The organism is Bacillus mobilis (genome assembly GCF_001884045.1).
Taxonomy (GTDB): Bacteria; Bacillota; Bacilli; order Bacillales; family Bacillaceae_G; genus Bacillus_A; species Bacillus_A mobilis.
Genome location: NZ_MACF01000131.1, coordinates 1 through 25,582 on the forward strand (window position 1 = coordinate 1; position 25,582 = coordinate 25,582).

A 25,582-nucleotide genomic window follows, 5' to 3' on the forward strand; every position below is an offset into this window, starting at 1 on the left:
GCACTCTGTATTCTGTAAGCCAGGGATAGAACTTGCAACGAAAACAGGATCTTTTCCTTGTTTCTTTTGCTTAATATAGTCTACTAATGCTGCGTAGGCGAATTTGCTAAGGAATGAGATGGCAATTAAGTTTGTGAATACCATTAGTCCCATGAATAAATCAGCTAAGCTCCAAACTGTTTGAAGGGCAGCGATTGATCCGAAGAATACCATTCCGACAACTGCGACGCGATAAATCATTAACCATGTTTTGCTTTCTTTAATGAATGCGATGTTTGTTTCACCATAATAGTAGTTTCCTAGTAAAGAACTGAATGCGAATAGGAAAATAATAATCGCTAAGAAAGTGCTTGCCCACGGTCCGATTTGTGAACTTAGTGCTTGCTGTGTTAATTCAATACCTTGTAAGTTTGTTCCTTTGTACAGTCCAGAACATAATACGATAAATGCTGTTGATGTACATACTAAGAATGTGTCTACGAACACTCCTAATGCTTGAACAAGTCCTTGTTTTACAGGGTGAGATACATCTGATGTTGCTGCTGCGTTAGGAGAGCTACCCATACCTGCTTCTGTCGCGAATAAACCGCGCTGAATTCCGAACTTGATTGCTGCACCGATACCACCAGCGATAGCTTGGTCTAAACCGAATGCACTGTTAAAAATTTCTGAAAAAATGCTTGGTAACATAGTGAAGTTGTTAATAACGACAAAAATTGCCACACCAATATAAATGATTGCCATTGGAGGAACAATTATTTCTGTAATACGTGAAATGCTCTTAATACCACCAAAAATAATAACTGCCACTAATAAAGCTAATAGAGCTCCTACAATTGTTCGCTCTAGTCCAAAAGCATTTTCAAACGCTATTGTTACTGTATTTGCTTGTACAGAATTGAAAATTAATCCGTACGCAACTGTGATAAGTAACGAAAACCAAACACCCATCCAACGTTTGTTTAATCCTTTTTCCATGTAATATGCTGGCCCACCACGGAACCTGCTTCCATCTTTTACTTTATAAATTTGCGCGAGCGTACATTCTACGAAACTAGTAGCTGCTCCAAGGATAGCGATAAACCACATCCAAAATATTGCACCGGGTCCACCCATTGAAATGGCTAATGCTACACCAGCTAAATTCCCGATACCGATACGTGCTGCTGCACTTAAGCAAAATGCTTGGAATGGAGAGATGCTATCTTTCTTTTTCTCTTTTCGATTAAATCCTTTACTAATTAAACCGACCATCTCACCGAAATGAGTAATTTGGACAAATTTCAATTTAAAAGAGAAATAAAGACCGAAGCCGATTAGCATTGCAATAAGAATATATGACCATAAAATATTATTCGTTACCTCAAGGAATCTGCTAAAGATATCAACCATATAATACACTTCCTTTTTTCCGTAATAAGAAAATTATATGCAAAAAATATACGAGAATCAATTTTTCTAAAAAATTATGTTACTTAAACATATTATGTGTTATGATTATGTTACATAATAATATTTTTAGAATTATTTACATTTTAAAAAACTAAATGTAAAGCAAGAAAGAGGGGATAATTTGAAAGAAGAGACTTTATTGAAAGTAAGCCTTAAAAGTTTGAAAATGAGAAGTAATATACTTTTTATCATTACATCTTTCAGTATCTTTTTAGGAGCCACTTATTATTACAATAAAAGATTTCCAACTCACATGTATCCTGAATGGTTAGAATTTCTGAAGTTGATTGGATGAATAAAAGACAGAAAAACAGAAAATTCAAATAAAAAAATGTTGTGGAGGAGCTAAACATGAATATTAGAGAAAGTGAACTTCCGGGTATTGGTTATAAGTTTCAAATCGTTACGAAAGGTAACGAAAAGATGGTGATTGTCATTCATGATGACGGGCGTAGAGAAATGTATCATTTTGATTCAGACCATGAAGAAAGTATCTCAAGTATTTCATTACGTGACTCAGAGGCAAGACAAATTGCAGCAATATTAGGCGGAATGGTATATAAGCCTAGAGCGTTAGAAAATGTTGAGATGGTCTTTGAAGGTTTAGCGATTGAGTGGTTCAAAGTGGAGAATGCAGCTCCAGCAATCGGAAAAACAATCGGTGATCTGGAAATAAGAAAAACATATAGCGTAACAATCATTGCAGTTATGAAAAAGAATATGAAAAAGCTATTTAATCCAGGGCCAGAAACAGCAATTGAAGAAGGCGATATGCTTGTTGTTTCTGGTGAGAGAGAAGAAATTAAAAAAATTATTAATGAGTTACTTTCGAATAGGGGGACTGACTAGATGGATACGTTAATTTTTGAAGTTGGTACAGCGTTAGTATTAGTTGCAATTGCGGCAGTAATTGCTGGAAAGTTTAAATTCTCAGTAATTCCGTTTCTGATTGTTCTTGGGATGTTAGTGGGACCACATGCGCCGACAATAGGTGTTATCGATTTCAAGTTTATTGAAAGTGCAAGTGTCATTTCCTTCCTTGGACGGATCGGGGTTCTGTTCCTTCTGTTCTATCTAGGACTAGAATTTTCGATGAAGAAACTAATTAAATCTGGACGTTCTATCGCGATTGGCGGAACGATTTATATTTTAATTAACTTTTCACTTGGGTTATTATACGGATTTATAATGGGATTCCCTTTACTAGAAATCTTAATTATTGCGGGTATTATTACGATTTCTTCTAGTGCTATCGTTGCTAAAGTGTTAGTAGATTTAAGAAGAACTGGTAATAATGAAACCGAATTAATTTTAGGGATTATTATGTTCGAAGATATATTCCTTGCTGTATATTTATCAGTTGTATCGGGTTTAGTTCTAGGAGATCATGCTTCCTTCCTAGGTGCTCTTACTTCAATTGGAATTGCTTTAGGATACATGCTTCTATTCTTTATTGTAGCTAGGAAGGCGACGCCTTTATTAAATAAATTGCTCAATATTAGTTCAGATGAAATTTTCATTATTGTAGTATTTGCTTCGTTATTCTTTATTGCAGGATTCTCAGAAACAATTCACGTTGCTGAAGCAATTGGAGCACTTCTTTTAGGATTAGTTTTCTCTGAGACAGAGCATAGTGACAGAATTGAGCATCTCGTTGTTCCATTTAGAGACTTTTTCGGAGCTATTTTCTTCTTCAGTTTCGGGTTAAGTATTGATCCGTTTTCATTAGGCGGAGCGATATGGTTAACGTTAGGTGCGGTCCTTCTTACAATCATCGGTAACTTTGTAGCAGGGATGATTGCAGGGCGACAAGCTGGATTATCTCATAAAGCGTCAACAAATATTGGATTAACAATCGTTTCAAGAGGAGAGTTTTCCATCATTATGGCCAATATCGGTATCGCCGGTGGTTTAATGTCAGTCTTGAAACCATTCTCAGCACTATACGTGCTTATACTATCGATCTTAGGTCCACTTCTGACGAAAGAGTCAAAGAATGTATATAAATTTTTAAATAAAATCTTTAAGTGGGATACGAAGACTAACTGAATAAAACAATGATTGTAGAAAAGGAATCTATGCTGACATAGATTCTTTTTTTATTGTCATTTTTTCGAAAGGGGAAGAGTATGTTTAATATTTTACAGATTGTGGCATACATATAGGAAAAGGAGTTTGGAAAGGGGATTATAGAAAAATGGAACTCCAGTTTCAAAATGTATATCAACAAGTTGAGAATTGGTATGTGTTGGATTCGGAGCTTCCTTGGGATGTCAAAAGACTTAGAGACGATGTGTTTTCACTTATTGAAGTATGTAAAACGCCAGTTATTTTTTGTGATACGTGTGATGCGAATCATGTGCTTCTGTCGTTAGGAGAAGAAGAAGAGGAATTTTTATTCCCAGTAGGTGGCTTTTATCATAAAGAAAAACAATTAATTTTCGTTTGCATATGGGAAGAGTATGAGCAAGTGCTCAAAACACTACTGCATGAATTTCGCCATGCGATGCAGCATAAGAACGAAGTACTGTATGTTGGAAGTGAACTGTACGAAGATAGATGGATTGAGAAAGATGCGAGGAATTTCGCAGAGAGGAAGTTAGATGAATATAAAAACAGAAAGTTAATGTAAAGCATAGTGAAGAAATGGCACTGTGCTTTCTTTTGGGGTTACTAAAAGTAAGTGATTGACTTTTATAAAGTTTAGTTCTAAACTAATGGTATGAAACGAGCGAGGTGATAGAATGAAAACAGAAGATAGACTCGGATTACTATTATGGTTTCGTTTATCACGTTTTTATAACAAAAGTATTCGTGAGACGAATCAGCATTTGAAAGAATGGAATGTGTCTGCCGCTCAGTTTGATGTACTAGCACAAGTTGGAGGGCATAATCGTCTAACGCAGCAAGAGCTTGGAAATAAACTATTTGTTACGAAGGGAAATATCACGCAGCTTTTAAATAAAATGGAGCAGCTAGAGTGGATTCGTCGTGAGCAAGAAGGTACTACAAAATATATTTCGTTAACAGAAAAGGGAAACGTTTTATATGAAGAAATCGTCCCGCCTCAAGAAACGTTCCAAGCGGAGCAGTTTCAAAATTTAAATGTAGAAGAACAACATCAATTATTACAATTACTAAAAAAATTACAGTGAGAAAAATTTTTATAATAAATCTTGAATTCGAGATAATATGAGGTGAAGGGTATGTTTAGAAAAGTTGATCATAAAAATATGGGAAGAGCAAATCATGGATGGTTAAATACACATTTTCATTTTTCCTTCGCGAATTACTATAACCCGAATAACATGAACTTCGGTGCATTGCGTGTAATTAATGATGATCTAGTAGCGGCACAAACTGGTTTTGATATGCATCCGCACCGCGATATGGAAATCATTTCGTACGTTGTAGATGGTGCTTTAACACATGAGGATAGCATGGGGAACCGCGGAACAATTGAGCGAGGACATGTTCAATATATGAGTGCTGGCACAGGTGTATTTCATAGCGAGCATAATTTAGGAAATGAAACACTACGTTTATTACAAATTTGGATTTTACCAGATCGTGCGGATCATAAACCAAACTATGGTGAGTTTAAATTTGATTGGAGCAAGCGTGAAAACGGATGGTTCCATATGGTATCTCCAGTAGAAGGAGGGGCACCAATTCAAATTCACCAAGATGCAAATTTATATTCTTTATCGTTAGATGCCGGAAAAGAAATTCATTTCCCTGTGCGAGAAGGCCGTCAATTGTATCTTGTTCAAATTGAAGGAAGTAGTGTAATAAATGGTGAAACGCTTGTTATGCGTGATGCAGCAGAGGCGGTAGAAGAAGATATTCATATTGAAGCGAAAGAGCAATCACACTATTTAGCAATTGAGTTGAAAAAATAATAGAGCGTTTATGGAAAAGAGGACATCCGATAGGATGTCTTTTTTTTGAGTGAAATTGTCAGAAAAAACTTTCTCAAATTTTTGATAAAGGTATCGACTTGAAAAACAAGAATTGTATAAAAGTGTCAAAAATCTTTATGGGAATGGGGAATGTTATAGTGAAAAAGCAAGTCATTTCATCAGCATTAGCGTTAACTGTTATAGCCGGGGGATTTGGAACATTTGGAGCAACGACAACGAAAGCAGAAGAACAAAAAATTCAATATCATCAAGAATTTAAAACACCTGCGTACATAGGTGAAGAATGGAAAGCACCGGAAGGACTAGATAAAAAAGAGACGGTCTTTCAATATTTAGAGAGTAAGAAAGATATGTTTAAATTAGCAGGAAATATTGATAAACACTTCAATGTTGTTGGGGAAGAAAAAGACGCTGAATCTGGCACAACACACGTGAAGTTAGTTGAAAAGCATAATAATATTCCTGTGTATGGTTCAGATCAAACTGTTACACTTGATAAAGAAAATAATGTAAAAGCATTCTTCGGACAAGTTATTCCGAATTTAGAGGATAAAAATATTCCTGCGTTTGCAAATATTAGTGCAGAGCAAGCAGAAACGATTGCAAAGGCGGATATTGAGAAAGAAATTGGTACAGTAAAGAATTATGACGGTGTGAAAAAAGATTTATTTGTGTATGAAAAAGATGGAAACTACTATCTTGCTTATTTAGTTAAGGCATCGATTTCAAAACCAGCTCCAGGATATTGGCATTATTTTGTTGATGCGACAAATGGAAATGTGATTGAGAAATATAATGCTGTAGATAACATTACTGGATTTGGTTACGGAGTATTAGGCGCTAGACAATCATTTGAAATCGCTCAAGATGAGAAAACAGGAGCGTTCAACTTATTTGACGGTAAACGAGGACAAGGTGTTCATACATTTGATGCAGAGAATATGGATGAAAACTTGTTTAATTTATTCTCTCAAATTCTTGGATATACAGGAGAAGAAGTTGAGAGTAAATCTAAGTTCTTCGACGATAAAGCGGCAGTTGATGCGCATGTGAATGCAGGAAAAGTATATGATTACTACAAAAAGACATTTAATCGTAACTCTTTCGATGATAAAGGCGCGAAGCTTATTTCTACTGTTCACGTTGGAGAAAGCTGGAATAACGCAGCTTGGAATGGTGTGCAAATGATGTATGGTGATGGCGATGGAAAAACATTCATTCCATTATCTGCGGGACTAGATGTTATCGGTCATGAATTAACGCATGCTGTAACTGAAAATACAGCAAATCTTGTTTATAAAAATGAGTCAGGTGCGTTAAATGAATCGTTATCTGATATTATGGGTGTCATGGTTGAGAAGAAGAGCTGGGATTTAGGTGCTGACATTTATACACCTGGAAAACCTGGTGATGCACTTCGTTCTCTGAAAGATCCAGCATCTATTCCAAACCCATTAAAACCAGGTGAAGGTTACCCAGATCATTACAATAAACGCTACACTGGAACAGCTGATAATGGCGGCGTTCATATTAATAGTAGTATTAACAATAAAGCTGCATATTTAGTATCTGAGGGCGGTACGCATTACGGCGTGAAAGTAACTGGAGTAGGCCGTGAAGCGACAGAAAAAATTTACTACCGTGCTCTTACGAAATATTTAACTGCAAACTCTGACTTTAAGATGATGCGTCAAGCTGCTCTGCAGTCAGCTGAAGATTTATATGGTAAAAACTCTAAAGCTGTACAAGCTGTTACGAAAGCTTATGATGCAGTAGGCGTAAAATAATAAGAGAAAAAGACCTGACTAGGATGTCAGGTCTTTCTTTATTTAGTCGCGAATACCTAATGCAATTTTCGCCATACGTGACATGCGTTCTTTAGACCAGGGCGGATTCCAAACGACATTTACTTCTATTTCATTGACTTCAGGTACGTTCGTTGATAATACTTTTTTTACGTCTGATACAATTTGCCCAGCCATTGGACAACCGATAGAGGTCATCGTCATTGTAATGACAGCATTATTATTTTCATCTGCTGTAACGTCATAAACTAATCCAAGATTGATAATATCAACACCTAGTTCAGGATCAATAACAGCTTCTAAGTTTGCATATAACTTTTCTTCAAATGCTTGTTGTGACATGTGTAGCACCCCCTGCATAATTAATGATATCGATTCTCATTATAACGGAAATGTGCATAATGTGCAGGAAATGAGCTCAAAAAAAGATCCCTTTTGCAAGAGGATCTTTTTTAAAGGCTATTCAGTTTTGAAGTGAGATACGAGTTGATCTAATTCTTCAACTGTTTGTTTCATTTGTCTAGCAGTTTGTGTCATCTCATTCATCGTAATGACTTTTTGCTCAGCAGATTGTGCTGTTGCCGCTGTTTCACTAGATACTTCAGTCGAAATAGAAGCGATGTTATTCAGTGAAGCGTTCATTTCTTCAGCGCTTGCAGCCATTTCCTCAGCAGTTGCTGAGATATCTTGCATTTGAGTAGATACTTTATTTACTTGTTCTACAATCGTTGTGAAAGAATTGCCAGCTTCACGAATGACATGAATGCCTTCAAATGCTTCAGAACGACCTTGTGACATCATCGAACTCGCAGTTTCAGTGTCTTGTTGAATTTGATGTAGCAATTGGTTAATATCTGTTGCCGCTGTTTTAGATTGTTCAGCAAGTTTTCGAACTTCGTCAGCTACGACAGCGAAACCTTTTCCTTGTTCGCCAGCACGAGCCGCTTCGATAGATGCATTTAAAGCAAGTAAGTTTGTTTGTTCCGCGATATTAGAAATAGATTGTACAGCTGTATCAATATATTTCGTGTGTGTGATTAGACGTTCGACCACTTCAGACGTAGCATTTACCGCGTCGTGTATCGTTGTCATTTGTGAAACAGATTTTTGAATAACAGTACTTCCATCGTTAGCCTGTTCAGATGTAGATACAGCAAGTTCAGTTACAGATGAAGCAGATTCAGCAATACGCTGAACGCTTACTGCCATATCGTCCATTGCAGTTGAGCTTTCTTCCATACTAGAGGCTTGTGATTGAATATTTGAATTTAGGCTAGACATCGAGTTTTGAACTTTTATTGTTGCCTCGCGTGATATATTCGTCTTTTCTAGCATATTTTCAGAAGCATTTTGTACTTCTACAGATGTTTTTTGAACACGATTGATGATATGTTGTAGATTTTCTAACATTGTATTAAATGATGTTGCGATTGCGCCAATTTCATCATTACTATTTACTTGTAGGCGGGCTGTTAAGTCACCTTCTTGAGATGATAATTCTTTTAGCTTACTATCAATTTGCTGAATTGGTTTAACAAGTTTACCAGAGAACCACCATGCAAGAGTGATAGCTACGATAATACAAATAACAAGTGATAAGAAGATAACATATTCAATTTGTAGCGAAGATTTGTCAATTTTTTCGATAGCTTGATCACGTAACTTAGCTTGTTCATTACTGTAATTTGTGAAGTCACCAATTACTTTATAAACAGTACCATTTTCTGCATAAGCTACTTGTAAAGCTTCTTCCCACTTTTGTTCTTTTGCAAGAGTGAAAACTTTTTCTTCAATAAATTTTCTCCAAGTCGATCCGGATTCCATTGTATTTTTCACAGATTGAGAAATGTTAGGATTTGAAAGAAGCTGCTCTTTCGTATCTTCAAGAAGTTTACTCATCTCATTAAATTTGTCTAATTCAACTTGGTCACGTTGTAATAAATAACCTCTTAAAGCAGAGAGCTGTACTTGATAAGCATCCCCGCGTTCTTTTAATTGTGTTGCCAGAGGGGAAATTTCTTTTTGTAATGCTTCAGCTTTATGAGATTGGTCAATAGCAAAAAATAAAATAAAAGCTAAGGCGATGCCAAATAAAGCGCAAATCGTTCCCATCATGAACATTAGTTTTTTTCGAATGCTAATAAAATTCATATGATAAAAATCCTCCTTGTGAAATCAAAGTATTAGAATTAATAAATGTAAAAAATTGAAAGAAAGCTTTACTCCGATTGGAATAAAGCTTTCTTCTTTCCTTTAGGAATTATAGCAGACGGAATGAGAGATAGAAAGAGATATTTTAAGGTGAAAAAAGAGAGACTGTAAATCTCTCTTTTTAACAATTTGGAGCTCATAGAAGTATAGATGAAAATTTCGCTCTAAACGTTTGTTTTGAAATGAGAAACGAGAACTTCAAGTTCTTGTACAGTCGTTTTCATTTCAGACGCTTTTTTAGCAACGACACTCATTTTGTTTACTTGGTCACCAGCTGAGGTTGCCGTTTGTGATGTTTCGGCGGCAACTTCATTTGAAATAGAAGCAATGTTATTTAAAGCTGCATTCATTTCTTCAGAACTTGCGGCCATTTCTTCAGCAGTTGCAGACATTTCTTGCATTTGTGTAGAGACTTTGTTAATGTGATTAACAATTTCTGAGAATGAAGATCCAGCGGTACGAATGACTGTAATTCCTTCAGAAGCTTCTGACTGACCTTGTGTCATCATTTCATTTGCTATTTTTGTGTCAGCTTGAATTTGATGAAGTAAATGGTTAATGTCAGTTGCTGCTAGCTGAGATTGTTCAGCAAGTTTTCGTACTTCATCGGCAACAACAGCGAATCCTTTACCATGTTCACCAGCACGTGCTGCTTCAATTGAAGCATTTAAAGCGAGTAAATTCGTTTGTTCCGCGATATTAGAAATGGATTGAAGTGCAGTATCAATATGATTCGTATGTGTAATGAGTCGTTCTACTACTTGTGATGTAGCGTTAACAGCTTTGTTAATGGTATGCATTTGTGTAATAGATTTCTCAATGACTTTATTCCCACTATCTGCTTTTTCAGCAGTTGTAACAGCTAGGCTAGTAACAGAAGAGGCAGATTCAGCAATACGCTGAACACTCGTTGTCATATCATCCATTGCAGTTGAACTTTCTTCGATACTGGAAACTTGTGAACGAATATTATGCTCAAGAGCGTTCATAGTTTCTTCGGTTTTTGCGGTATTTTCCATAGACGTAGTTGTTTCGATAAATACATTTTCAGACGCTTCTTTGACGCTTGTAGATGATTGTTGCACTTGTTTTATAATACGTTGTAAATTAGCGAGCATTTGATTAAAGGAATTGGCGATATCACCAATTTCATCTTTACTCGTTACGTGCAATCTAGCAGTTAAATCGCCATCTTGAGAAGCTAATTCTTTTAATTTCTCATCAATTTGTCGTATCGGTTTAACAAGTTTACCAGAGAACCACCACGCTAATAAAATAGACGTTACTGTGCATGTAATGAGTGAGAAGAAAATAATATATTGAATAAGAGATGAGGAAGACTCTACGTCAGCAATTAATGCGTCACGTTTATCATTTTCTTCATTTGTATATTTAGTAAAGCGGCTTAAAAGGTCGTTTACATAGTCTGTTTGAGCTAAAGCGATTTTGGATGCTTCGTCCCATTTTCCTTCGCGAGCGAGAGGGAGGACTTCATTATCTATAACGCTTCGCCATTTTCCCCCCATTAAAATTGCTTCTTTCATTCCTTCGGGGAGTTTTTTATCACTTGTTACTTTTTCTCTAGTATCAGCTAGTTTTCTTCCTTCTCGGTTGAATTTATCCAGTCCTTTTTGATCATGTGATAGTAAATATTCTTGTAAACCAGCAACTTGTGCTTGGAACCAATCGCCACGCTCTTTTAAAATCGTTGCTCGTTTTGATACATCATTTTTTAATGTTTCGACTTCATTGGCTTGATGCATGGCGAATGAAAGAATAACAATAAGAGCAATGCTAAATAAGGAACAAATACTTAAGAGTGTGAACAGTAGTTTTTTTCGAATACTAACATATTTCATCGTTACCCCTACCTTTAAAAACTATTTATTATAATTTATAAATATTAAGAACGACATTAATAAAAACATTATTATGAAGTTATTAATCTGTTCAATGAAAATTATAGCAGATAATGGAAGGAGACAGATTCATATGAGTAAATGTTCTTAAAATGTATACATTTGTATATCAAAAAATTCATAAATAAAAATGAGAAATGCTATTGTAATTTGAAATAACATCATGTATACTTCTAATTAGTTGATAACGATTATCACTATCAACTATAAACATTACTCTTCGTTATGTTGGTCATACCCCTTTTTGACGACGTAAGTCAGAGACGAAATGTTGAAATATCTTGTGTCCTATTCTACAGAATTATGGTAATCTCCAACCTCAACTTATATGCGTGAGCATGCAAAAAGGATCCTATCCGTGAAGGGATCCTTTTTTGCATGCCGTCGCAATTAATGTATATAAACTAGGCACACGTTCTTCAATTCCTTCCGGTGCAGTAGAAGGGAAGACCCACTTTTGATGAGATCCGTGTTCTTCAACTAGTTTTTCAATTTTAAAATGTTCTTCCGCAAGTGTTGTAATAATTTCCCCTAGCGTCCAGCGACGGATGAGTGTTTTAGGTAATGATTCTTTCTGCGCTTCTGTAAGAAGGATGCTATAAGCAACATCATCTTCAATTAATTCTTCATCGAAATAATTTCCATTAGCCCGGAATGATGGGTGGTCTGCTCCTAATAATTTCGTGTAAACAGGATGATAGTCACGAAGGATAAGTATGCCATCTCCTTTAAGCAAGTTAGCAATTTTTTGAAAGAGTGGTTTTAAATCTAAGAAGTAGTGGAGTACACCAAGTTCCAGCAATACGATATCAAATGATTCGGAGAGCTGCACATGTAATACATCAGAAACGACATACCGGATAGAGACACCTGCTGCTTCAGCAAGTTCATTTGCATATTTTGCATTACTTGCTGAAATATCAACAACTGTTACATTAGCTCCTAAAAGAGCGAGAGCAACGGCTTTATTTCCTTTTGACCCGAGTAAATTAATAATACGTTTTCCTTTTGGAGATTGTATGTAAGGTAGATAGTGATCTACTTCGCGCACGGGATCTGCCATAAGCTTTTTCGCATAATCGGCTGGCGCCCCGTGGCGATTCGTCCAAGCCTCATAAGCAGCTGCATTCCAGCTTTTTTCATTACGTATGCTTAGTTGGTTTTGATTCAATCGTATCACTCCTTTTGTGAACGTATAGTTATTCTATGGAGGGATGAGATTTCCTTTTCTTTTTGAATTAAAGTTTGATTTTTCTGTGGGTAAATTGATAATGTGCAGCCGCTATTTGAACGAATTGATATAAAACAAATTGAGCATGAGATAGAGAAGCTGTATGGAGCGGTAAAGTGAGATAGAGAAAAAGACCTTTCAAATACATGAAAGGTCTTTTTGTTATACAGTAGGATTCTCTTTCTTATCCTTTAAGAAGAAAAGTACAGCAAGGATTACGAGAATAATAGCTGCAATTATATGCAAATTCTTATTTTCATGCACTATGCACGCTACTATGTTTCTTTGCTTTCCTAGCCGTAAGCAGCTGAGGAGTAAAAATCCCAAGTAGTATAAAGAGTATCCCAATCCACTGCATGAAGGTTACGACTTCATGTACAAGTGTAATAGAAGCGATAATGGCCGTTGGTAATTCAGCTGCTCCTAGTATTGTACTAAGTCCTGTTCCTACTTTCGGTACACCAATTGAAAAACAAATGACAGGTACGACAACGCCGAACAATCCGAGGAAGAAAGCGTATTTCCAAAGGCCTGCTTGCAGGGCACCATCCGTTAAAAAGGTTGGCGGGAAGAATAGGCATACGATAAGAGTAGCGCTTGTTGTCATAAGAAAGCTTTTCGTATAAGGCGGAACTTCTGTAGCAACGCGCCCGCTTGCAAACACATAGAATGAAAAAGAGACAGCGGCTAATAAACCAAAGATAATACCTTTTGTGGAAAAGCTTTGTCCGAGTCCTTCAAAGACACCGCCTGCAAACAATGTGCCAGTAAATAAAATAATGATAGATATAACTTTCTCACGGCTTGGAAATGTTCGATTTGCAACTGCTTCAATGACTACACCAATCCATGTGAACTGGAAAAGTAGGACAACAGCGATAGATGCTGGTAGTTCTTCTACAGAGATAGCGTAGAAGATACCAGTCATACTCATTGTTGTGCCAACTGTTAGTAAGGAAAAGAATTGCTTTTTTGTTACTTTATGACGTGAAGCGAAAAGAACGAGCAGAAGAAGCCCGATCCATCCGAAGACATATTGTCCCCCTAATAGTTGATGTGCTGAAAATCCATCAATGAATCCGAGTTTAAAAATAGTTGAAAGTACACCGTAGCTACAAGCTCCGAATAAAACGAGTAATGAATACTTAAATTTTTCCATGAAAATCCTCCTTTTACATAATAAAAAACGCCCGCTATCCAAATAAGGATAACGGGCGAACGAAACAGAGTAAGATACTCTACAAAATTCCGCCACTCATACGAAGTATGAATTTGGGGTATGAAATTGTAGTAGATTTTTACATTGCTTTTGGGAATACAATAGAACATTTTACACCTTGGGCTGTGTTTTGTATCCCATAAGGAAACTGATGTTTATCTAGTATTTGTTTTACAATATATAGCCCAAGGCCACTACCTTGTACTAATCCATGTTTGCCAGGGTTTGCGCGATAGAACGGCTCAAATAAATGGGCAAGTTTATCCTCATCGATTTGTGAACCTGTATTTAATACTTCTAATGCGTAACCGTTTGGCTTTTCATAAAGCTTTATATAGACATGCTGATGGTCAATTGTGTAATGAATTGCATTTGAAATAATGTTAAAAATAGCAGTTTGAATAAATTTAGGATCAGCTAAAATTTGTACATCTTGTTTAATGTTAGATTGAACATTTAATTGCTTTACAGATACAAAGTAATCTACTTTTTTCATAACATCCTCAATAATAGTAGTTAATGAAATAACTTCTAAATTCGGTTTAAATTGAGGGTTTTGTATTTTGGATAATTCTGACATCTTTTCCGTTAATATGTTAATGTCTTGCATCATCTCGTAGGAGCGTTTTAAATATTTATCTTTATCTTTATAAGCACCAATTCCATGAATCATGCCATCGAGTTGTCCCATAACTGCCGCAATCGGTGTTTTTAATTCATGGGATACCATAGACATAAATTCTTTACGAGATTGTTCTAACTGTTGTTCCTTTTTGAGCTCATTTCTTAAATCTTGATTGCTTGCATGTAAATTCTTCACAATATTTGGGACTTGTGAAGCGGCGACTTGTAAATTAAAGTCAGTTTGGTCTGCATTTTTGTTAAGTAGTTTTTTATCTGAGAAATCAAGATGCATAATATCTTTTAAAGCATCGCTCATATATTGAAAAGGTTTGGCAATTAGTTTTGTATAAATTAAGGATCCAAGTAAAGATAATGCAAGCATTGTCGCGCCAATATGTGGAGCTAATTGCTGCAGTGCATCTGTTAATTTTGGACTATCTTGAGCATCATTCGTTTTACTAGCTGCATTTTGTTTATGTAAGGCATCATTAGTAGCGACTTGCTTTTCCGTTTCTATAGGTGGAGCAGAAGTGCTATTTTTTTCCGCAATATTTTGGGTATGTTCTTTTGCTTTTGCAGTTTGGCTAGGCTGCAAAAGGTGATTGATAGCTGTAGAGAGTGATTTATAATCTATAACAGAAGATTGGAAATTAAAAATGTCTCCCTGTGATACAGCTTTATTTTGATTCGTTTTACTTTGGTCGTTTTGTTTATTTGAATCCGCTTGTTCTGTAGATAGCGCTCCATTTTCTTTTGCAAAACGTTCTTTATCATAGTTTGAAGCTAGGAAGTAAATAATTTGATAAAGACAAAGTGATAAAAGAATACAAAATAATAAGGTTTTGATGAAAATATTTTTGGTGATGTTGTCTGTGCTACGATTCGATTTTGTAGCCAATGCCTTTCACCGTTTTAATATAAGGAATTCCTAATTTTTTTCGTAAGTTCTTAATATGTGTATCTATAACTCTTACATCACCATAATGTTCATAGCCCCATACCTTATTCAGCAAATCACTTCTTGATAATACTTTTCCACGATTTTGCAGTAAAGTATAAATAATTTCAAATTCCTTTGTTGTCAATTCAATTTGATTACCATGAACATAAGCGGCATATGCTGTAGAATTTAACATCAATTCATGGAATTGTAGTATAGTCGCAGTTTCTGCTTCCTTCGTTGCGGCCCTTCTTAATACAGCTTCTACACGTTTAATAAATACGGTGTAATGGAACGGCTTCGTAATATAGTCATCAATACCTAATTCAAATCCTTTAATTTCACTTTCTTCATTATGTAAGCCTGTTAACATAATAATCGGTACATCAGATTGTCCTCGCATAATTTTACAAATACTATAGCCATCTATATCTGGTAACATCACATCAAGGAGGACAAGATCGTATGAATTTTTTTGGAAAAGCAGTATACCTTCTGTTCCAGCGCCAACGACATCAACGGTAAAGTTTTGTGCCATTAGAAATTCACGAATCAGTTCTTGTATATCTGGGTTGTCTTCAATCACCAGTATATGCGTCATAGTAACACCTCCTAAATAACGCTTTTAACTGCAATATTCGAATTCATCATTTTTGAACGACTCAGATTGTTTATACATATAATAAGCCCCCGCTATAAAATAATCATGAAAGTAGCAAGGGGAGTTGTTTAGCGAAACTGAATATTTCAGAATTACAGTAGTTCTATTATAGTATGTATTGTAAAATTTATAAAATATTATAACTGTATAATTTTAATATCCATGTTTATCAATGTTTTAATGTCATTTGACACAATCTATTCTCATTATATATGTAAATACAGTTGTTTTGCTACTGTAAATGAAGAAATAAAATAAGCCAAGACATAAAATTCTTGGCTACACGTAAATCGTGTTGTTAGGTTATTTTACAGTGACAGTAGCCTGCTGGGGAATACGCTCAAATAACCAGTGTATATCATTGTTATACATACGAATACAACCTAGTGTTGTCCATTTGCCGATTGCCTGATTATTGTTCGTACCATGAATCGCATAAGTTGTTCCGTAAGTTCCAGCCATATTTAATCCTAGCCAACGATCACCAAGTGGATTACGTGGGTCGCCACCTTTAATTTTTCCTGTATAGTAAGGACGGTTTTTAATTTTATTAACGATTTGAAAAGTACCTTTAGGTGTAGGTGTGGCTGCTTTTCCAGTAGCGACAGTAAAACTCTTTATAAATTTTCCGTTTTGATAATAATCCATTTTATTTAACTGCGTATTCACGATAAGCTGATCACTAGTTGTAGCTGCCTCAGCATTTGTGAATGGAATAGTTAAAAATCCTAATGATAATAGTGCGCTTAATAATAGTTTTTTCATTATATTCTCCTTTTTACTATTGTAATAGTCTTACATACAATGAATTTGTAATCCGCGTAATACTTTATTTACATTTTCATCTAATGTTTCAAAGAAGGTAGTAATCTTTGGATTTTGTTTGTTGTTTTTATCAATAAGTAATCTTTCATTTAGTAAAAGTTCACCATGTAGTCCAAAACTTTGAACTTGAATATTTAGTTCATCTTCAGTTTCAGAAATAATTGGTAAGAAGTAGTGGAAAGCTTTCGTTGGAATGATGTAACTTTTGCCAATCATGCTTTCTTGATTTGAATTAATCCATTTTCGCGTAACAATTTTAATATTCTTTTTTGAAACGATAAAAGATAGTGTTGTAGATTTTGTTAAACTTACGTCAAACTCGTTTGTTTCGCATATGTGTAAATTAAAAATCGTTTCATTTGGATGAGATTCAACATTTGTATTAATAAAGTCATGCATTTTATAAGCTTCCATTCATATTCTCCCTTTTTTCATGTTTAAAAACGACTTATATTTATTCAATTTAATGTTTAGGTAATATAGTGTTTAAATTTTTCAACAAATTCCGATATAATCTTACAATACGTATATGAAGCTAATATGAAGTTAGTATGAGTTTGTAGTGGTTTTTTATTGAGAACAAAATAAGGTGATTTTTAAGTGTTAAAAACTGGATAGAAAATGTATATTAATGTCCTTGTTTCGTCTGATATATAGTTGTTAGCTCATTTTAAAACGATAATGGCTAGCTGCAAATAATAAACAGAAAATTTTAGTGTGAGCCTTACAAAAATGTAATAAAAATGTAAGCTATTGTGATAGTTATTTCGACAATTTTTTTATACAATAATAGTAAGAAGTTGTACGTGATTGGAAGGAGAGATGACATGGAATGGGTTCATGAATTATTTCAGCAGTACGGGTACTATGTTGTACTTGTTGGTTTGCTGTTAGAATATATTGCACTTCCGTTTCCGGGAGAGCCAACATTAGCATATGCGGGGTTTTTAGCACAGAAGGGCGATTTAAGTTTACCAATTTTAATTATCCTATCCTTTATTGGGACAAGTGTAGGAATGACAATTCAATACTTTTTAGGAAATAAATTAGGTATGCCCTTTATTCAAAAGTATGGGAAATACGTATTTTTAACACAAAAAAAAATCGACTTAACAAGAATGTGGTTTGATAAGTATGGATACTTCCTGATTTTTATCGGTTTCTTTATTCCTGGTGTCCGTCATTTTACAGGGTATTTTGCAGGGATTATTAACTTACCATTCCGTCGTTTTGCCATTACAATTTACTCAGGTGCTCTATTTTGGGTATCGTTCTTCTTAATCGGTGGTTACTGGTTAGGTGGCAACTTACATGATATTTTTGGAGCGTTAGAAGGTCACATCGGTAAAATCATTTTTGGAGTGATTGTGATTGTAGCAATTACGTTAGGAGTTCGTTTCCGCAAACAGTTAAAACGAGTATTTTTACAAAACGCAAGTTAATATGAAATCCATTCTATGTCAAAATTTAGGAAGGCAGTGCAGACGCACTGCCTTTTTTATTTTATGTTCCAATTTATTTTTAATTTTCCTTTTAACTGGTTTCCGCTAACTATAATGTAATAAGTTCCGGTCTTAATTGCTGCGAAATGGTACGTATCAGGGCCGACTGAAGCTAAATAATTTTCTTCCTCTTGAAATTCACTAGCCATTTTGATATCTCCCATGTAGCCATTTGGATTTTCAGCCCGTGATTCAATCGTGAATTCTAATATGTCCCCTCGTTTTAGTTCAATGGGGACTTTATGTTTACCACTAAAATGTTGAAAAGATGCTTCGAAAGAGTTATCTGTTTTTGTTTCGACCCATTGTTCTTTTGATGTTCCAAACTTTTCTATATCTATTAAGTTGATTGTGATAAATATAATAAGCATAATGCCTGGCGCGACATATTGTATCCACTTAAATTTTGTTGCTATAACTGTACATAAATAGAAAAAAAGAGAACATATTGCTCCAATTGATCCGAGAAATAAGAACTGTATTAGACTAGCTTCTTTAAATATTAGGAATGGAAGAGAAAATAAATAGCCGCAAAAAATATAAAGGCACAATGTCTTCAGTCTTGTATGTGTTTTTAATTTCAATTTATCGATGCAAATAGAACAAAAAATTGCATATGCCGCAAGAATAGGAACGAAGGGAACATATAGTAGTTCTCGTAATCCAGCTAAGAAACTATATAATGTTTGTTGACTAGTTGTTAAGAGAAGCGTGCTAATAAGTAATAATAACAAGAAAGCTGCTGTAAGCTTGGTAAGAATGTAAGAAAAGGTAGATGTTTTCTTCATATGGAATCTCCTTTGTTTAATATTTCACATTCATTATATAAGTTATTTTCATCATAATAAATCTTTATTTTTGTCAATTATTATAGTCGTAATGACAATTATAATTGACAAAAATAAGGATATTATTTACAATTTTAATTAAATAAATGAAAAAGAGGGAAGACATGAAGCTTCAAAATCGAGTGAGGGAATTGCGGGCAAAGCATCGTTTATCACAAGGGGATTTAGGGAAAGCGATTGGATCATCACGGCAAACGATTAGTTTAATTGAGCGCGGGGATTATGCACCATCTATCGTATTGTCGTTAAAAATCGCACAAATTTTCAATGTACCGGTGGAGGAAATATTCACGTTAGTGGAGGGGGAAGAGGATGATGAAGAGTAAACTAGGGGAACAATTTTTTAGTTTTTGCAAAATCATATTAAGTATGATAGGTGGCTTTTTTGCATCGTATATAGCTCTAGATATGCTTTCGGATGAACCGAGAAAATTATCACCCAATATATTAATAGGTGTATGTACTATTTTTGGAATGATAATGATGTACTACACTTGGAAGAATACACGTATGTTAGCGGAGGCACGCGATGAAGAAGAGAGCGTACAAGGCAGAAAATTAGGCATTATAAGTATCTATTTACGTGTAGGTGATATAGTTACCCAGGCATGGTTTGTATATGCAGTTATTACATGTAGACGTGCACTGTCGCAGGATACAAATGTTTCATTTGCAGTATGGAATTTAGCAGCTTCTATCATCTGTTTAACGACTGTGGTGATTATCGGGATCATAACAAAGAATCGTTATAATAAGCTATATCCTGAACAAGGTGTTACGTATATCGAATCGATGGAGATGTGGAAGAAAAACGCAGATGAAGGATTAAAACATATTGTGCATGAGGCTGGATATAAAGCGTATGAATTTACGAATAAGGTATTGGCATATGTATGGTGGGCTGCCGTTATATATACAGCGGTTAGTGATATTGACTTTGTATTAATTGGCTTAATCTCATTGATTTGGATATTGCATCTCGGAAAATTTATGTATGAAATGCATAGAAAAATGATTTATTAAGGAGAGAAAAAGTTGGATATTTTAAGAAGGCCAGCTGGTTCACTGACAGTGGTGCTAATTCTGTCCATTTTATACGGAGTGACCCGAACTGGAAAATTAGAAGTAATGTTGAACATATGGGCACTATTGGGTATTTTTCTGTTAGTGGTAATCATTCATGAGTTAGGACATGTCGTATTCGGCGTAATAGGTGGTTTGACATTTAAATTTATGACAGTAGGACCTATTACTGTTCAAAAAGAGAAGGAGAAAGTACGCATTCGTGAAAATAAATTATGGGCGTACTTCGGAGGCGTGGCAATGTTAATACCGCCTTCCAGAGTAACACCGAACCTTTCAAAAAAATGGGCATGGATGACTTTAGGCGGACCAATTACAAGCTTATTATTTGGTATGACTTTTGGTTACATATACATGGTGAGTTATTATCAATATCTTTTATATTTTTCTGTTTTCCATTTTATCATTTTTGCAGTTACAATCGTGCCGATAAAAGGAACGCTAATGAGCGATGGTATGCAATTCCTCATTTTAATTAAAAGTGATGAAAAGGCGAAACAGCACTTATATAACATTCAAGTATCAAGTGAGCTATTTAGTTATAAGAGGCCGAAAAATTGGGACGAGAGATTAGTAGAACTGAGTGAGGAAAAATTAAAAGAGGATAAAAGTATAAGAGATATAATGAGTGGGCTTATGCTCGTTTTTTATGCTCGAGCTGACCAAAAGGGGATGGAAAGGGCGATATCGTATATAGAACCAATTATTCAACAACCTGTAACGAAGGAAAATAAATTTTTCGTTGGCAGTTTTCATAGTTGGTACCTTTTGTATAAAGCTCTTTATCAGATGGATAACCTTTCTCTGCAAGAAGCGAAGGAGTATGGGAAGGCCATTACAAAAATAGACTTACATGGGTATTATCGCGCACAAGGAATTGTGAAATATGTAGAGAATGATCTAAAAGCTTCCCGTATGTATATGAAGAAAGCTGATAAAGAATTGAAGAATGCTGAAAAGAATGAATTGGGATATTTACAATTAGAGAGAGAATGGTTTGAGCAGTTGAAAGAGAGGGTATCTTACGATGGGTAAGGTATCCTCTTTTTTCTATGTCGTCTTATGCCGTTCCATAAAAAGTCTGGGGCGAGTAAAATAAGATAAGAAGAGCAAAGCTTGGAGGAATTCTAGATGGAAATTTTAACGATTATTTTAATAGTCTTGCTCATTTATGCTGTTTTTAAAGTAGCATATGTAGCATTAAAGATACTCGCGATCCTATTAGTTATCTTTTTAATCGTAGAGTTCGGCAGTAAATTACTTGGGGGATAGGGTATACTGTACGCTTTGAATGTCGAAGGATGTCGGTAAGTCGATATGTCGTGTCGAATCGTCGATATAATAAAAAAATCGTTGATATAAGTGGAGAAATCGCCGATATATGTGAAAAATCGCTGATATATTCTGGTAAGTACCGGATGGGGTATGTGGAAAAGAAGTTGCCGTGAAGGTAACTTCTTTTTATTGTGGTGACGGAGTGTGCAAACCAACATAAAAAAGCTGGAAGAATATCTTCCAGCTTACGAGTTACTTTCAATTTGGCGACCGTTTTCTTCTTCATTGTCTTGTAGTAGGTTGAATACGTCTGCTAGGCAGAATGCAATGAACCAAGTCCATAGACCGTGGAAGAAAGCTGAGCTTAATTGAAGTGGTAATGTATAGTTAGTCATTGAGTAGGAAATACATCCGCCAACGATTCCGATCATTGTTAATAACATTGTTTTTTGCGCATTTTCTTCTGGGTTGAAGAGGAAGAAAATGTATCCGCCTAAAATCGAAGCGCTTACAAGTGTTTCGATTCCATTAAAAATGATATTCTCTCCAAGCTGAGTGTTTGTCCAGAAGCAGATTGTTCCGCCGATAATAGCAAACAGGACAGCTATTGTATATCTGATATATTGATTCATATGTTCATCTCCTTATGTAATAAGATGATTTGGAAGTCAAAAAGGTAGGTATAGTATATTGAAGTGAATTTTAGTTGTACGTATCTTTTTTTATAAAAAGATCATGGAAGAATAACTAAGATGATCGGTTTTTTAAACCGTTACGTGTATGGTGTTTGAAATATACCCGACTGCTCGTTTCTTTTTGCTTGTAAAATAAGAGAAACTTCCAAGTCTATATACTCTTTTTTTGTGAGTCTGCTTTCATTATAACACATTTAGGCCCACAATAATAGAATTATCTGATTTTGTAATAAGTGTAAAAAATAAAAAGCGCAAGGAAATACCGTCAACGGTGCAGTTTAGTGGGGGAAGGATTTTAATTTATTATGATGAAATATGTAATCAAGGTGAGATCTAGGAAAGAGGCTTAAATATTATAAAAATGTTTTGTAACATGAATGTAAGGGGGGAGAGCTAACTTGGAGATCATAACAGAAAGATTAATAATTAGACCTTTTAAGAGTACTGATTTACAGGATGTATTTGCTATCTATAATAATGATGATACATGTAAGTTCCTATTACATAATAAGTGGACTCATGAAGATATGCAGGAGAGATTTAATAAGAAGCTAGCAAACAATGTACTTACTAAAGATTCAATATTAAGTTTGGCAGTTATATACAAGACTAAAGTAGTTGGTGATTTATCCGTATGGTACACAAATATGAAAGATACTGTTGAGATTGGTTATAGTTTTTCAAATGAAGTAGCTGGGAGAGGTTTGGCAACAGAAGCAGTAAGTAGTTTGGTATTTAAATTATTTAATGAATGTAATGTACATCGTATACAAGCTAATCTTGATGCACGTAATACAGCTTCAAAAAAATTGTGTGAACGCATAGGCATGAGAAAGGAAGCCCATTTCATACAAGATTTTTGGAATAAAAATGAATGGACAGATAGTTTTGTATATGGAATGCTATCCTCCGATTTGTAGTAATAAACTTCGTGATTTTATTATGCTAAAGGGTGCGTTAGTTGAATAACAAAGGGCATAACATATTATATGTTATGCCCTTTAATGTATTAATCTTTTTATATGCGTTTGAAACGGCCGACAATTTCAACTGTTTCAGTAATGTTCATGAATGCTTTGTTATCCACTTGACGGATAATACGTTTCATTTCGCCTAACTCATAGCGAGTCACGACAGTGTAAATCATTTTTTTCTTATGGTTTGTATAGCCGCCGACAGCATCTACCATTGTCACTCCGCGTATGCCGTGATGTAATAGTGCGCTTTTTATTTCCTCGCCTTTTTCTGTAACTGTCATTATCGTTAATTTAATATGTTTCGTATGCACGGCATCAATTACTTTACTGACTACAAACCGGCTAATTAACGTATAAAGTGTAATATCCCATCCGAAAATAAATCCTGCTGCAACAAGTAAGATTAAGTTGAATCCAAAGATGATTGCTCCAATCGAAATATCTCGATGTTTTGCTACAATCAATCCAACGACATCAAAACCACCTGTTGAAGAAGCAAATCGGAATATGATTCCGGAAGCTGCTCCGCAGATTACACCGCCGAATACAGAAGATAGTAAAATATCGTCTGAAACTTGGTGTACAGGGATAATGTTCATCGCTAACGATGATACAGCTACAAAGTACGCTGTTAAAAAGGTTGTCTTCTTGCCTAAGTAAAAGTGACTTAAAATAAGAAGAGGAATGTTTAGTAAAAAGATAAGTGCACCGATATTGTAGTGCATTAAATAACCGATAATCATCCCTACACCAGCGAATCCACCGCTAATCATGTTATGCGGGATAAAGAACATATTCATAGAAATTGCATACAAAATAGAAGCTACGAAAATAACAACCAACTGTATGATAAATTCTAAGTGAAATGTTTTAGCTGCTGGGAAGGATAAAAAGGCGGTGTCGGGAACGTAATCGGCGTCTCCTAGTTGACCCATAGTATGTTTCATCTCCATATTCATTTTTGATTACAAGAAGAGAATAAAGGTTTTTTCAAAAACTGGCAATAGTTTTATTATAATGCAAAAATTTTATAAATTTCTAATAAATCAAGCCTATTCATTGATGTGTGTGAATATACTAAAGAAAGCGAATACAACGTTTCTTAATTATTATTTTCTTGAGAAAATATGCAAAATACTTTTTTTGACGATAAAAGGAAATAGAGAATATTTGCCCAATGTGCTAAAATGACCTTATTAAGGATGTGAAGCGATGGAATTTTTATTGCAGGATGCAATTCTATATATATCGTTTGTAACGACAGCGCTTTGTTTATTAGAAGTTTTCTTCCTTGCTAATGTTTCTCGCTTTGTGCGTCAGCAAGCATCAAGCGGTAGACAAAGAGCTTTTGCGTTAGCTGATACATGTGAAGATAGTGCGGGGAATGTACCGCTATTTTCAATTTTTTATAAGTATGGAATGATTCGTTCTGTACGCAGACAAGAATCAAGTGAAGAGAATGACGAGGTCGGTCCGTATACACCAATGTTTCGCTAAATAATTACGAAACATTGGAGGAATGAACATGTTAAAATCATACCGAGCTGCGCTCATTAGTTTATCAGTATTACTTGTTTTTGTTTTATCTGGCTGCAGTAATGCAGGCACAATCGATTCACATAGTACGGGAATTTGGAACCATTATTTCGTATATCCAATCTCGTATATGATTCAATTTGTTGCTCATCATATACCGGGAGCTAGCTTCGGGATTGCTATCATTATTATGACGCTCGTTATTCGTTCAGCTATGATTCCATTAGCTATTTCGCAATATCGTAGCCAAGCAAAAATGAAAAAAATGCAACCTGAATTGCAGAAGCTAAAGAAAAAATACGGTGATGTAAGTAAAGATCTTGAAAAACAAAAGCAGTATCAAAAAGAAATGTCAGAACTAATGAAATCAGGCGGTTGGAATCCACTTGCTGGTTGCTGGCCAATTTTTATACAAATGCCGATTTTTTCTGCTTTGTATTATGCGATTAGCCGAACAGAAGAGATTCGCACATCTTCATTTTTATGGGTGAACTTAGGACATGCAGATCCTTATCATATATTACCGATTATCGCAGCGTTAACGACATTTATTCAGATGAAAGTTTTCCAATCTAACGTTACACCTGGAGAACAAGTACAGATGATGAAGGTGCAGCAAATTATGATGCCGGCAATGATTCTATTTATGGGATTTGCGGCGCCGTCAGGACTTGTGTTGTACTGGATAACAGGTAACTTATTTACAATGACACAAACAATTGTATTAAGAAGAATAATGGAACGTGAAGAATTACAATTACAAAAAGCATAGAGAAACACCGCTCATCAAGAGCGGTGTTTTTTTGTTAAGTCGTTAAGGAAATGTTAAGAAACCGACTTTACTATAGGCATTGTA

General features: G+C 35.1%; 27 protein-coding genes. 14 read left to right on the plus strand and 13 right to left on the minus strand.

Annotated elements, in window-relative coordinates; all coding sequences use genetic code 11:
• Window positions 1-1,392 (minus strand): alanine/glycine:cation symporter family protein (locus tag BAQ44_RS25600; protein WP_071724495.1); only part of this gene is annotated, 1,392 nt, incomplete at its 3' end.
• 411 nt (window positions 1,393-1,803) lie between these two features.
• Between BAQ44_RS25600 and BAQ44_RS25605 the strand changes: the two genes are divergently transcribed.
• The 6 genes from BAQ44_RS25605 (at window position 1,804) to nprB (ending at window position 7,162) form a co-directional block, all read left to right on the plus strand.
• Complete coding sequence (locus BAQ44_RS25605; protein WP_048528229.1) at window positions 1,804-2,301, plus strand: cation:proton antiporter regulatory subunit; 498 nt, start codon at window positions 1,804-1,806, stop codon at window positions 2,299-2,301.
• Window positions 2,302-3,501 carry a cation:proton antiporter gene (locus BAQ44_RS25610; protein ID WP_000380218.1) on the plus strand — a complete coding sequence of 400 codons (1,200 nt, stop codon included), beginning with the start codon at window positions 2,302-2,304 and terminating at the stop codon, window positions 3,499-3,501. It abuts the gene before it with no gap.
• A 148-nt stretch (window positions 3,502-3,649) separates the two neighbouring features.
• On the plus strand, window positions 3,650-4,084 hold the full coding sequence (locus BAQ44_RS25615) for a DUF3920 family protein (protein WP_061678984.1): 435 nt from the start codon (window positions 3,650-3,652) through the stop codon (window positions 4,082-4,084).
• Between the two features lie 112 nt (window positions 4,085-4,196).
• Entirely contained in the window at window positions 4,197-4,607 is a 411-nt protein-coding gene (locus tag BAQ44_RS25620; protein WP_061678985.1) for a MarR family winged helix-turn-helix transcriptional regulator, read from the plus strand.
• 51 nt (window positions 4,608-4,658) lie between these two features.
• The gene (locus tag BAQ44_RS25625; RefSeq protein ID WP_071724496.1) at window positions 4,659-5,354 is read left to right on the plus strand and encodes a pirin family protein; all 696 of its coding nucleotides are present in this window, start codon (window positions 4,659-4,661) and stop codon (window positions 5,352-5,354) included.
• 158 nt (window positions 5,355-5,512) lie between these two features.
• A complete protein-coding gene (nprB, locus tag BAQ44_RS25630) occupies window positions 5,513-7,162 on the plus strand; it encodes a neutral protease NprB (protein WP_063261733.1) in 1,650 nt (549 codons plus the stop codon).
• 42 nt (window positions 7,163-7,204) lie between these two features.
• Here the strand turns inward: nprB and BAQ44_RS25635 are convergent, their stop codons facing one another.
• From BAQ44_RS25635 to BAQ44_RS25675, 9 genes are all read right to left on the minus strand, one after another.
• Entirely contained in the window at window positions 7,205-7,522 is a 318-nt protein-coding gene (locus BAQ44_RS25635) for a metal-sulfur cluster assembly factor (protein WP_000082521.1), read from the minus strand.
• 117 nt (window positions 7,523-7,639) lie between these two features.
• Window positions 7,640-9,331 carry a methyl-accepting chemotaxis protein gene (locus tag BAQ44_RS25640; protein WP_063261734.1) on the minus strand — a complete coding sequence of 564 codons (1,692 nt, stop codon included), beginning with the start codon at window positions 9,329-9,331 and terminating at the stop codon, window positions 7,640-7,642.
• Window positions 9,332-9,555: 224 nt separating this feature from the next.
• Window positions 9,556-11,250 carry a methyl-accepting chemotaxis protein gene (locus BAQ44_RS25645; RefSeq protein WP_071724498.1) on the minus strand — a complete coding sequence of 565 codons (1,695 nt, stop codon included), beginning with the start codon at window positions 11,248-11,250 and terminating at the stop codon, window positions 9,556-9,558.
• 412 nt (window positions 11,251-11,662) lie between these two features.
• Window positions 11,663-12,481 carry a class I SAM-dependent methyltransferase gene (locus BAQ44_RS25650; RefSeq protein ID WP_071724502.1) on the minus strand — a complete coding sequence of 273 codons (819 nt, stop codon included), beginning with the start codon at window positions 12,479-12,481 and terminating at the stop codon, window positions 11,663-11,665.
• 316 nt (window positions 12,482-12,797) lie between these two features.
• Entirely contained in the window at window positions 12,798-13,700 is a 903-nt protein-coding gene (locus BAQ44_RS25655; protein WP_071724504.1) for an EamA family transporter, read from the minus strand.
• Between the two features lie 139 nt (window positions 13,701-13,839).
• A complete protein-coding gene (locus tag BAQ44_RS25660) occupies window positions 13,840-15,282 on the minus strand; it encodes a sensor histidine kinase (RefSeq protein ID WP_071724506.1) in 1,443 nt (480 codons plus the stop codon).
• Window positions 15,260-15,925 (minus strand): response regulator transcription factor, encoded by a 666-nt coding sequence (locus tag BAQ44_RS25665; protein WP_002145008.1) that lies wholly within the window; start codon window positions 15,923-15,925, stop codon window positions 15,260-15,262. Before BAQ44_RS25665 ends, BAQ44_RS25660 begins: the two co-directional genes overlap by 23 nt.
• A gap of 363 nt (window positions 15,926-16,288) precedes the next feature.
• Window positions 16,289-16,750 (minus strand): L,D-transpeptidase, encoded by a 462-nt coding sequence (locus BAQ44_RS25670; RefSeq protein WP_071724509.1) that lies wholly within the window; start codon window positions 16,748-16,750, stop codon window positions 16,289-16,291.
• A gap of 30 nt (window positions 16,751-16,780) precedes the next feature.
• Window positions 16,781-17,224 carry a DUF3978 family protein gene (locus BAQ44_RS25675; protein WP_071724512.1) on the minus strand — a complete coding sequence of 148 codons (444 nt, stop codon included), beginning with the start codon at window positions 17,222-17,224 and terminating at the stop codon, window positions 16,781-16,783.
• Window positions 17,225-17,637: 413 nt separating this feature from the next.
• Here BAQ44_RS25675 and BAQ44_RS25680 point away from each other — a divergent pair, with 413 nt between their 5' ends.
• Window positions 17,638-18,252, plus strand: a complete 615-nt coding sequence (locus BAQ44_RS25680; protein ID WP_071724514.1) for a DedA family protein — start codon at window positions 17,638-17,640, stop codon at window positions 18,250-18,252.
• Window positions 18,253-18,308: 56 nt separating this feature from the next.
• Here the strand turns inward: BAQ44_RS25680 and BAQ44_RS25685 are convergent, their stop codons facing one another.
• Window positions 18,309-19,100: a hypothetical protein gene (locus BAQ44_RS25685; protein WP_071724519.1), complete on the minus strand. Its 792-nt coding sequence runs from the start codon at window positions 19,098-19,100 to the stop codon at window positions 18,309-18,311.
• Window positions 19,101-19,264: 164 nt separating this feature from the next.
• Between BAQ44_RS25685 and BAQ44_RS25690 the strand changes: the two genes are divergently transcribed.
• The 4 genes from BAQ44_RS25690 (at window position 19,265) to BAQ44_RS25705 (ending at window position 21,515) form a co-directional block, all read left to right on the plus strand.
• Window positions 19,265-19,486, plus strand: a complete 222-nt coding sequence (locus BAQ44_RS25690) for a helix-turn-helix transcriptional regulator (protein ID WP_000776168.1) — start codon at window positions 19,265-19,267, stop codon at window positions 19,484-19,486.
• On the plus strand, window positions 19,476-20,183 hold the full coding sequence (locus BAQ44_RS25695) for a DUF3169 family protein (RefSeq protein WP_063261758.1): 708 nt from the start codon (window positions 19,476-19,478) through the stop codon (window positions 20,181-20,183). Before BAQ44_RS25690 ends, BAQ44_RS25695 begins: the two co-directional genes overlap by 11 nt.
• Window positions 20,184-20,195: 12 nt before the next feature.
• Window positions 20,196-21,278: a site-2 protease family protein gene (locus BAQ44_RS25700; protein WP_071724520.1), complete on the plus strand. Its 1,083-nt coding sequence runs from the start codon at window positions 20,196-20,198 to the stop codon at window positions 21,276-21,278.
• A 96-nt stretch (window positions 21,279-21,374) separates the two neighbouring features.
• On the plus strand, window positions 21,375-21,515 hold the full coding sequence (locus BAQ44_RS25705) for a DUF3985 family protein (protein ID WP_000404783.1): 141 nt from the start codon (window positions 21,375-21,377) through the stop codon (window positions 21,513-21,515).
• A 248-nt stretch (window positions 21,516-21,763) separates the two neighbouring features.
• Here BAQ44_RS25705 and BAQ44_RS25715 read toward each other — a convergent pair whose 3' ends face one another.
• Window positions 21,764-22,150, minus strand: a complete 387-nt coding sequence (locus BAQ44_RS25715) for a DUF3938 domain-containing protein (RefSeq protein WP_001077770.1) — start codon at window positions 22,148-22,150, stop codon at window positions 21,764-21,766.
• Between the two features lie 461 nt (window positions 22,151-22,611).
• Between BAQ44_RS25715 and BAQ44_RS25720 the strand changes: the two genes are divergently transcribed.
• Window positions 22,612-23,133, plus strand: a complete 522-nt coding sequence (locus BAQ44_RS25720; protein WP_071724522.1) for a GNAT family N-acetyltransferase — start codon at window positions 22,612-22,614, stop codon at window positions 23,131-23,133.
• 98 nt (window positions 23,134-23,231) lie between these two features.
• Here the strand turns inward: BAQ44_RS25720 and BAQ44_RS25725 are convergent, their stop codons facing one another.
• Complete coding sequence (locus BAQ44_RS25725) at window positions 23,232-24,125, minus strand: YitT family protein (protein WP_000530035.1); 894 nt, start codon at window positions 24,123-24,125, stop codon at window positions 23,232-23,234.
• Window positions 24,126-24,402: 277 nt separating this feature from the next.
• On the opposite strand from BAQ44_RS25725, the gene BAQ44_RS25730 reads away from it, so the two are divergent.
• Window positions 24,403-24,687 (plus strand): hypothetical protein, encoded by a 285-nt coding sequence (locus tag BAQ44_RS25730; protein ID WP_061678999.1) that lies wholly within the window; start codon window positions 24,403-24,405, stop codon window positions 24,685-24,687.
• Window positions 24,688-24,715: 28 nt separating this feature from the next.
• Complete coding sequence (locus BAQ44_RS25735) at window positions 24,716-25,498, plus strand: membrane protein insertase YidC (protein ID WP_061679000.1); 783 nt, start codon at window positions 24,716-24,718, stop codon at window positions 25,496-25,498.
• The last annotated feature ends 84 nt before the right edge of the window (window positions 25,499-25,582 follow it).

Coding starts and splice junctions, on each gene's coding strand:
- BAQ44_RS25605 (WP_048528229.1), top strand. CDS start 1,804: ATGAATATTAGAGAAAGTGAACTTCCGGGTATTGGTTATAAGTTTCAA.
- BAQ44_RS25610 (WP_000380218.1), top strand. CDS start 2,302: ATGGATACGTTAATTTTTGAAGTTGGTACAGCGTTAGTATTAGTTGCA.
- BAQ44_RS25615 (WP_061678984.1), top strand. CDS start 3,650: ATGGAACTCCAGTTTCAAAATGTATATCAACAAGTTGAGAATTGGTAT.
- BAQ44_RS25620 (WP_061678985.1), top strand. CDS start 4,197: ATGAAAACAGAAGATAGACTCGGATTACTATTATGGTTTCGTTTATCA.
- BAQ44_RS25625 (WP_071724496.1), top strand. CDS start 4,659: ATGTTTAGAAAAGTTGATCATAAAAATATGGGAAGAGCAAATCATGGA.
- BAQ44_RS25635 (WP_000082521.1), bottom strand. CDS start 7,522: ATGTCACAACAAGCATTTGAAGAAAAGTTATATGCAAACTTAGAAGCT.
- BAQ44_RS25640 (WP_063261734.1), bottom strand. CDS start 9,331: ATGAATTTTATTAGCATTCGAAAAAAACTAATGTTCATGATGGGAACG.
- BAQ44_RS25645 (WP_071724498.1), bottom strand. CDS start 11,250: ATGAAATATGTTAGTATTCGAAAAAAACTACTGTTCACACTCTTAAGT.
- BAQ44_RS25655 (WP_071724504.1), bottom strand. CDS start 13,700: ATGGAAAAATTTAAGTATTCATTACTCGTTTTATTCGGAGCTTGTAGC.
- BAQ44_RS25665 (WP_002145008.1), bottom strand. CDS start 15,925: ATGACGCATATACTGGTGATTGAAGACAACCCAGATATACAAGAACTG.
- BAQ44_RS25670 (WP_071724509.1), bottom strand. CDS start 16,750: ATGAAAAAACTATTATTAAGCGCACTATTATCATTAGGATTTTTAACT.
- BAQ44_RS25675 (WP_071724512.1), bottom strand. CDS start 17,224: ATGGAAGCTTATAAAATGCATGACTTTATTAATACAAATGTTGAATCT.
- BAQ44_RS25680 (WP_071724514.1), top strand. CDS start 17,638: ATGGAATGGGTTCATGAATTATTTCAGCAGTACGGGTACTATGTTGTA.
- BAQ44_RS25685 (WP_071724519.1), bottom strand. CDS start 19,100: ATGAAGAAAACATCTACCTTTTCTTACATTCTTACCAAGCTTACAGCA.
- BAQ44_RS25690 (WP_000776168.1), top strand. CDS start 19,265: ATGAAGCTTCAAAATCGAGTGAGGGAATTGCGGGCAAAGCATCGTTTA.
- BAQ44_RS25695 (WP_063261758.1), top strand. CDS start 19,476: ATGAAGAGTAAACTAGGGGAACAATTTTTTAGTTTTTGCAAAATCATA.
- BAQ44_RS25705 (WP_000404783.1), top strand. CDS start 21,375: ATGGAAATTTTAACGATTATTTTAATAGTCTTGCTCATTTATGCTGTT.
- BAQ44_RS25715 (WP_001077770.1), bottom strand. CDS start 22,150: ATGAATCAATATATCAGATATACAATAGCTGTCCTGTTTGCTATTATC.
- BAQ44_RS25725 (WP_000530035.1), bottom strand. CDS start 24,125: ATGGGTCAACTAGGAGACGCCGATTACGTTCCCGACACCGCCTTTTTA.
- BAQ44_RS25730 (WP_061678999.1), top strand. CDS start 24,403: ATGGAATTTTTATTGCAGGATGCAATTCTATATATATCGTTTGTAACG.
- BAQ44_RS25735 (WP_061679000.1), top strand. CDS start 24,716: ATGTTAAAATCATACCGAGCTGCGCTCATTAGTTTATCAGTATTACTT.